The sequence below is a fragment of the Azospirillum sp. B506 genome, from assembly GCF_000333595.1.
GTDB lineage: Bacteria > Pseudomonadota > Alphaproteobacteria > Azospirillales > Azospirillaceae > Azospirillum.
Genome location: NZ_BADK01000559.1, coordinates 1 through 7,443, shown reverse-complemented (window position 1 = coordinate 7,443; position 7,443 = coordinate 1). Strand labels below are relative to the sequence as shown.

Annotated in this window: 6 protein-coding genes, 1 pseudogene and 1 riboswitch; of the genes and pseudogenes, 5 read left to right on the top strand and 2 right to left on the bottom strand. The window is 69.1% G+C overall.

What is annotated here, in order from left to right:
• Positions 1–252: 252 nt before the first annotated feature.
• Both I71_RS36065 and nikR read right to left on the bottom strand, forming a co-directional pair.
• Positions 253–405, bottom strand: a pseudogene (locus I71_RS36065) (transposase); the annotation flags it as partial.
• A 105-nt stretch (positions 406–510) separates the two neighbouring features.
• On the bottom strand, positions 511–951 hold the full coding sequence (nikR, locus tag I71_RS16525; protein ID WP_042695937.1) for a nickel-responsive transcriptional regulator NikR: 441 nt from the start codon (positions 949–951) through the stop codon (positions 511–513).
• Between the two features lie 216 nt (positions 952–1,167).
• Here nikR and nikA point away from each other — a divergent pair, with 216 nt between their 5' ends.
• The 5 genes from nikA to I71_RS16495 all read left to right on the top strand — a co-directional run.
• Complete coding sequence (nikA, locus tag I71_RS39805) at positions 1,168–3,708, top strand: nickel ABC transporter substrate-binding protein (protein ID WP_244433878.1); 2,541 nt, start codon at positions 1,168–1,170, stop codon at positions 3,706–3,708.
• Positions 3,705–4,568, top strand: a complete 864-nt coding sequence (gene nikC, locus I71_RS16510) for a nickel ABC transporter permease subunit NikC (protein ID WP_049976163.1) — start codon at positions 3,705–3,707, stop codon at positions 4,566–4,568. The genes nikA and nikC overlap by 4 nt, the downstream gene beginning before the upstream one ends.
• Positions 4,565–5,347 (top strand): ATP-binding cassette domain-containing protein, encoded by a 783-nt coding sequence (locus I71_RS16505; protein WP_375731199.1) that lies wholly within the window; start codon positions 4,565–4,567, stop codon positions 5,345–5,347. The genes nikC and I71_RS16505 overlap by 4 nt, the downstream gene beginning before the upstream one ends.
• Positions 5,344–6,171 carry a nickel import ATP-binding protein NikE gene (gene nikE / locus I71_RS16500; RefSeq protein ID WP_049976162.1) on the top strand — a complete coding sequence of 276 codons (828 nt, stop codon included), beginning with the start codon at positions 5,344–5,346 and terminating at the stop codon, positions 6,169–6,171. Before I71_RS16505 ends, nikE begins: the two co-directional genes overlap by 4 nt.
• 72 nt (positions 6,172–6,243) lie before the next feature.
• Positions 6,244–6,473: riboswitch (cobalamin riboswitch) on the top strand.
• Positions 6,474–6,875: 402 nt separating this feature from the next.
• Positions 6,876–7,443 (top strand): TonB-dependent receptor (locus I71_RS16495; protein ID WP_159107394.1); only part of this gene is annotated, 568 nt, incomplete at its 3' end.

The window sequence follows — 7,443 nt, the reverse complement described above, 5'->3', positions numbered from 1 at the left end:
ATACCTCCGGCGATCTGGAGCGGGCCTTCCGGACCCAGGGCAAGAGTTTTTCCTTCCGGTTCGGCGCCGACGGTTCCCGTTCGCTGAGCGGATTCCAGAACCAGACGGCCGCGAAGCAGGCCGAGGGTTGGGTGGGCAGCGCGGACGGCGGGTGACCGTCAACCGGCGCTGTCCGCCGCCGAGCCTCAGAGGTCGTGTCCCTGGCCGTGGTGTAGGATTGGAAAGGCGCTCATGGTTTCCGGCCGGTCTGGCCGGGTTTGTCGAGTGGGGCTTGGCCCGACGCTCCTTGGGAAAGGTCATGCAGGCCGGGACGTCTTCCCCCGCCTCGTCCATCAGATCGGCCAGCTTCGGCAGCTTTGGACGGACCTGATCAGCCAGTTGTCGCCATTGCGTGAGGGCGGATGTCCATGCCCAGGACCTCGCGGCGGCACTGCCGCCTTGAACGAAGCATGGATCCTCTTGCGGCAATAAGCCCTCACCACATTCCGCATTTCGTGAGATCATCTGGAACTATTGACCGTGGTGGTCATGTCCGCCGTCGGCTTCCCCGTCGCGCATCGGGATCACAACCGCGCGGCCATGCCGCACACCGCGTTCGGCGATCACCCGTTCGGCCATGCCGCGCACAGCCGCCTCTTCCCCCTTCAGCACCGCCACTTCCATGCAGCTTCCATGGTCGAGATGGACGTGCAGCGTGGTCAGCGTCAGTTCATGGTGCTCGTGGAAGGTGGTGGTCAGGCGTTTCGACAGTTCCCGTGCCGCATGGTCGTAGACATACACCAGCGCAGCCACGCAGGCGCCCGTCTCCCCCTCCGCCGCGGCGGCCTCGGCCAAGCCGCTGCGGGCGAGGTCGCGGATCGCTTCCGATCGTCCCTGGTAGCCGCGCCGTTCGACCAGACGGTCGATGTCGGCCAGAAGATCGTCGTCCAATGTGACCGTAACCCGTTGCATGTCGCCTCCCCCCCCGTGCCGGCCGGGACAAGATGCCGCTGCGACGGAAGTATGATGAATCTTGATAGACATCATACCGTGTCGGCCGTATCGTCCCTGGCGTGACCATAGGGCCGGACGTTTTCACCGTCCATCCGCAACCGGCGGGTGGGCGGGGAGGGGCATGCCGCGAACGTGGCCGGGGACCATGGCAGGCCGAACGGAACGGGTGATGTGATGGCGCTATGGCGGAAGAGACTGGCCGGCACGGTGACGGCCGCCCTTTTTCTGGCGGCGGCGATGGCCGGAGGGCAAGCGGCGGCGGCCAGTCCGCCAGGAACACTGACCTACTCCTGGAGCGGCAATGTCGGGCCGCTCGACCCGCACCGTTACTCGCCCAACCAGATGTTCGCGCAGGCCATGGTCTATGAGCCGCTGGTGCATTACCGCGAAGGCGGCACCATCGAGCCGTGGCTTGCCACCGCCTGGACGATCTCGCCGGACGGACGCACCTACGACTTCACCCTGCGCGAGGGCGTGGTCTTCTCCGACGGCACGCCGTTCGACGCGGCGGCGGTCAAGGCGAACTTCGACGCGGTTCTGTCGGAGCGGTCCAGGCATGACTGGCTGGAACTGATCGGGCAAATCCAATCGGTCGAGGTGCTGGACAGCCGAAGGATCCGCCTGAGCCTGAAGGATCCCTATTACCCGACGTTGCTGGAGCTGGCTCTGATCCGCCCGGTGCGCTTCGCGGCTCCGTCGGTGATCACCGCCGACGGCGTCCGCTCCCCGGTCGGCACCGGCCCCTGGATGCTGACCGAGACGAAGAAGGGCGAGTACGACATCTTCACCCGCAATCCGTCCTACTGGGGGCCGAAGCCGGCCTATGAGCGCATCGTCGTCAAGGTGATCCCCGATCCCACCGCCCGCGCCGTCGCCTTTGAAACCGGCGAGATCGACCTGATCTACGGCGGCACCGGGCAGATTTCGGCCGACAGCTTCACCCGCTTCAAGGCCCGCGGCACCGGTCGGACCGCGGTGTCGGCGCCGCTGGCCACCCGGACGATGGCGATCAACAGCGGCCGCGCCCCGACCAGCGACGTCGCGGTGCGCCGCGCCATCAACCATGCGGTGAACAAGGACGCCATCGTCGCCAAGCTGCTCTACGGGCTGGAGCCGCGGGCCGACACGCTGTTCGCCGCGAACTTCCCCTACACCGACCTCGGCCTCGCACCCTACGCCTTCGATCCTGCACGGGCGGCAAGGCTGCTCGACGAGGCCGGATGGACACTGCCGGCCGGTGGAACCGTGCGCATGCGCGACGGCCAGCCGCTGAGGGTGGAATTGTGCTTCATCGGCAACGATGCGCGGGAGAAGGCGCTCGCGGAAGCGATCCAGGCCAACCTGAAGGCGGTCGGCTTCGACGCCGTCCTCGTCGGCGAGGAGGAGAACGCCGTCCAGGCCCGGCAGAAGGACGGCCGCTTCGGCCTGATCTTCGGCGACACCTGGGGTGCTCCTTACGATCCGCATTCCTTCGTGAGCTCGATGCGGGTGCCGGCCCATGCCGATTACCAGGCGCAGCGCGGCCTGCCGATGAAGGCGGAGATCGACGCCAAGATCGGCGCCGTGCTGGTGACGAGGGACGAGACGGCTCGGCAGGCGCTCTACCGCGACATCCTGACCACCCTGCACGAGCAGGCGGTCTATCTGCCGCTGTCCTACCTGACCGCGATGTCGGTCAGCCGCGGCGTGGAGGGGGTGGGCTTCGGCGCCAGCGTCTACGAAATTCGTTCGGCGCCATGCGTTCGGCACCGTGACGCGGGGGAGCGGAGGATGTTGCGCTTCATCGTCGGCCGTCTGCTGACCTTGCCACCTTTGCTGCTGGTGGTGTCGGTCGGCGTGTTCCTGCTGCTGCGGCTGGGGCGCGGCGATCCGGCGCTGGATTACCTGCGCCTGTCCAACATCCCGCCGACCGACGCCGCCGTCGCCGCGGTCCATCAATTGCTCGGGCTGGACCGTCCGCTGGCGGAGCAGTACCTGTCCTGGCTGTGGCAGGCGCTGCATCTCGATTTCGGGCTGTCCTACGTCACCCGCCGGCCGGTGCTGGACGATCTGCTCTATTACCTGCCGGCCACCTTGCAGCTGGGGGCCGCCGCGCTGGTCGTCACGCTGGCGGTCAGCCTGCCGCTCGGCATCTGGGCGGCGCGGCACCGCGACCGCCTGCCCGACCATCTGGTGCGGGCGCTCGCCTTCGCCGGCGTGTCGATCCCGAACTTCTGGCTCGGCTTCCTGCTGGTTCTGCTGTTCTCGGTGACGCTGAACTGGCTGCCGCCGCTCGGCCGGGGCGGCTGGAGCCACTTGGCGATGCCGGTGGCCGCCGTCGCCTTGATGTCGCTGTGCATCAACGCCCGGCTGCTGCGCGCCAGCATGCTGGAGACGGCGGGGCAGCGCCACGTCCTCTATGCCCGGCTGCGCGGCCTGCCGGAGCGGCGGGTCGTCCAGAACCATATCCTGCGCAACGCCCTGCTGCCCATCGTCACCGCCACCGGGATGCACATCGGCGAGCTGCTGGGCGGCACGCTGGTGATCGAGAACATCTTCGGCTGGCCGGGGGTCGGGCGCTATGCCGTCTCCGCCATCTACAACCGGGATTATCCGGTGTTGCAGTGCTTCACCCTGCTGATGACGGTGATCTTCGTGCTGTGCAATCTGGCCGTCGACGTGCTGTATGCATGGCTCGACCCGCGCATCCGGCCGGCGCGGGAGGTCGGGCGATGAGCGTGCTTGTCCGGGACGACGGGCTGTCCGGTGCCCGCCGCCGGCTCCGGCCGCGCCGCACGACGCTGGCCGGGCTGGCCCTGGTCGGCGTCATCGCCCTGGCCGCCCTGGCCGCTCCCCTGCTTCCCTGGGATCCGGAAGCGGTCGATCTGATGGCGCGGCTGGAAGGGCCGAGCGCCGCCCATTGGCTCGGCACCGATCATCTCGGGCGCGACCTGCTGGCCCGGCTGCTGCACGGCGCCTCGGTGTCGCTGGGGGCGGTGGCCGTCATCGTCGCCCTGATCCTGACCTTGGGCATCGGCATCGGCGGGCTGTCCGGCTTCCTCGGCGGACGGACGGACCGGATCGTCATGCGGGTCTGTGACGGCTTCCTGACCGTGCCGACCTTCGTGCTCGCCATGTTCATGGTCGGCGTGCTCGGCACCGGCCTGACCAATGTGGTGCTGGCGATCGCCCTGTCGCACTGGGCCTGGTACGCCCGCATCGTCCGCGGCATGGTGCTGTCGCTGCGCGAGCGCGACTTCGTCGCCGCCGCCATCGTCTCCGGCGCGTCGCGGCCGCGCGTCTTCGCGGAGCATATCCTGCCGGGGGTGCTGGTGCAGCTGGTGGTGCTGGCGACGCTCGACATCGGGCACATGATCCTGCATGTCGCCGGCCTGTCCTTCCTCGGGCTGGGGGTGATGCCGCCGACGCCGGAATGGGGGGTGATGATCAGCGACGCGCGCGAATTCATCTGGACCCAGCCGATGCTGATGCTGTGGCCGGGGCTGATGATCCTGCTGACGGTGATGGGCTTCAACCTGCTGGGCGACGCCCTGCGCGACCGGCTCGACCCGATGCTGGCGGGAGAGGATCATTGACCGCGCATCGACTGAGCGTGGAGGGGCTCAGGCTCTCCGCCCGCCGTGACGGCCGTCCGGTGGAGTTGGTGCGCGGCATCGATCTGGCGGTGGAGCGCGGGCGCGTCACCGCGCTGGTGGGTGCCAGCGGGTCGGGCAAATCCCTGACCTGCCTGGGGTTGCAGGGGTTGACGCCGCCCGGGGTGGAGCGGCTCGGCGGCCGTGTCCGTCTCGATGGCGAGGCGGTCGATCCGGCGACGCTGCCCGGCCGGGCGGTGGCGACGGTGATGCAGAACCCGCGCAGCGCCTTCAATCCGGTGCTGACCATGCGCGCCCATGCCCGCGAAACGCTGGCGGTGCGCGGCGATGCCGGCGCGCTGGACCGGCTGCTGCCCGAGATTCTGGCGGAGGTCGGTCTGCCGGAACCTGACCGCATCGCCCGTCTCTACCCGTTCGAGATGAGCGGCGGCATGCTTCAGCGCATGATGATCGCCCTGGCGCTGCTGGCCGGGGCGCCCTTTCTGCTGGCCGACGAGCCGACCACCGACCTCGACCCGCTGGTCCAGGCCCACATCCTGTCCCTGATCGAGCGGCTGGTCGCCACGCGGGGGCTGGGGGTGCTGATCGTCACCCACGACATGGGGGTGGTGGCTCGGCTGGCCGACGAGGTGGCGGTGATGGAGGCCGGCCGTATCGTCGAGACGGCTCCGGTGGCCGCGCTGTTCGCGGCACCGCGTTCCGACGCCGCCCGCGCCCTGCTCGATGCCCACCGGGCGCTCTATCCGGAGGAGTTCGCGTGACGATCCTGCTGGCCGCCGAGGCGGTGGAGAAGCGGTATGGCGGGCAAGGCGTCTTCGCTACGGGGGCGTCGAAGACGGTGCTGCGCGGCGTCAGCCTGTCGGTGAGGGACGGGGAGAGCGTGGCGCTGCTTGGCGCCAGCGGATCGGGCAAGAGCACGCTGGCCCGGCTGATGCTTGGCCTCGAACGGCCGGATGGCGGCACGGTGCGCTGTCTCGGCCAGCCGATCGATGCACTGGACACCGACGGCCGCCGGACCTTCCGGCGGACGGTGCAGGCGGTGTTCCAGGATCCGCTGGGCGCGGTCAATCCGCGTCATCGGGTCGGCCGGATCATCGCCGAACCGCTGCGGCACCTGACCGGCCTCGACGCGCGGGAACGCGCCGCCCGTGTGGCGGAGCTGCTGCGGCTGGTCGGGCTGGCGCCGGAGGATGCCGACCGGCTGCCGGGGAGCATGAGCGGCGGCCAGGTTCAGCGCGTCTGCATCGCCCGCGCGCTCGCCCCGGAACCCCGGCTGATCCTGCTGGACGAGGCGGTGTCGAATCTCGATCTCGTGCTGCAGCTCCAGATCCTGGATCTGCTGGCTGGGCTGCGCGACCGGCTGGGCACCGCCTTCCTGTTCATCACCCACGACGTCCGGCTGGTCCGCCGCTTCTGTCACCGGGTGGCGGTGCTGCATGACGGCGGACTGGTGGAGGACCGGCCGGTCGGCCCCTCTTTCGCCTTCGACCATCCGGCGGCGCGGGCACTCCTGGATGCCATGTTGCCCGCGGCTCCGCCACCGGCGTTGCGGGACCGGTCAGCCGAATCGCGGATCGCACCCTGACCGGGACTTCCGCGGCATCGCAAAGACAGGAACGGCTCGACGCCATTGACAGGCGTATGGCCTGCCTCTATCACCAGAGGCATTGTCGGCGGTTTTCCCAGGCGCAAGCCGGGAGATTAAAAGGGAACGACGGAAGCGACAGGCGTCCAAGCCTGATGCAAGCCGTGGCTGTCCCCGCAACTGTGAGCGGCGAGTCGGCGCCAGAAAGCCACTGACCGGAAATCCTTGGGATCCCGGTCGGGAAGGCGGTGCCGGATGACGACCCGCGAGCCAGGAGACCTGCCTCCGACAGCGTCACTCTGCCTTCGATCGGGGTGTGTCGAAGGTGCGGAAACCCGTCGTGGTGACGCGTCCATTGGCGTTGCCGCGGCCGGAGTCCGGGATGGTCGATCCTCCCTGAATCACGTCGCAGCTGAATGGTTCTCCAGGCGCGGGGCCTCGCGTCGTGGCGTCCGTTCGGCAACGCCCGTTCAACGGCTCCGGTTTCCGGAGCCGGCATGGATGTGCGTCCCCGGACGGGCGGCTTCGCGGCCGCACCGCTTGTCCGAATGCGCCTCCATGCCTGCAGCAGGACGTGGCAGAGCATGCAGACAAGCCGTTCCATCAAGTGTTTCCGCCTTCGGTTCGCCTTGGCCGGGTTCGGGGTCGTGGCCGGAGCGCCCCTCGCTTCGGCGGACGACCTTCAACTTTCCCCTCTGGAGATCATGGCGCCAAAGGATGCGGCGGTGCCGCAGGAGCAGGCGACCACCGCCACCAGCGTGATCGGCGGCGAAGAGATCGAACGTCAGCAGATCCACCGTCTCGACGATGCGCTGGGGCTGGTTCCCGGTCTCAGCCTGTCGGGCCGGCAGGCGCCGGGCGGCGCCCAGACCGTGAGGCTGCGCGGACTGGGGCCGCGCAACACCCGCGTCTTCATCGACGGCGTCGAGATGAGCGACACCAGCCAGTCGCAGTCGCAATATGCGGCCGGCGAGATGGACATGACCGATGTCGAGCGCATCGAGGTCCTGCGCGGACCCCAGCCCGGCCGTTTCGGGCCGGATGCCGGCGGCGGCGTGGTCAACATCGTCACCCGCCGCCCGGCCGGTCCGTTCGGCGGGCAGGTCGGCGCCGAATATGGCAGCTTCGACACCAAGCGTGCGAACGCATCGGTATCCGGGGCGCAGGACAGGGTGGAGTACCGCGCCTCCCTGTCCGGAACCACTCGGGTGGCTATTCGGACTTCAGCCGCTGGCGTGGCGGGCAGGAGAAGGACCCGTTCCGGCAATGGGC

What these genes read in the sequence shown, in the direction of transcription:
- nikR (WP_042695937.1), bottom strand. Translation starts at nt 951, where the DNA reads ATGCAACGGGTTACGGTCACATTGGACGACGATCTTCTGGCCGACATC.
- nikA (WP_244433878.1), top strand. Translation starts at nt 1,168, where the DNA reads ATGGCGCTATGGCGGAAGAGACTGGCCGGCACGGTGACGGCCGCCCTT.
- nikC (WP_049976163.1), top strand. Translation starts at nt 3,705, where the DNA reads ATGAGCGTGCTTGTCCGGGACGACGGGCTGTCCGGTGCCCGCCGCCGG.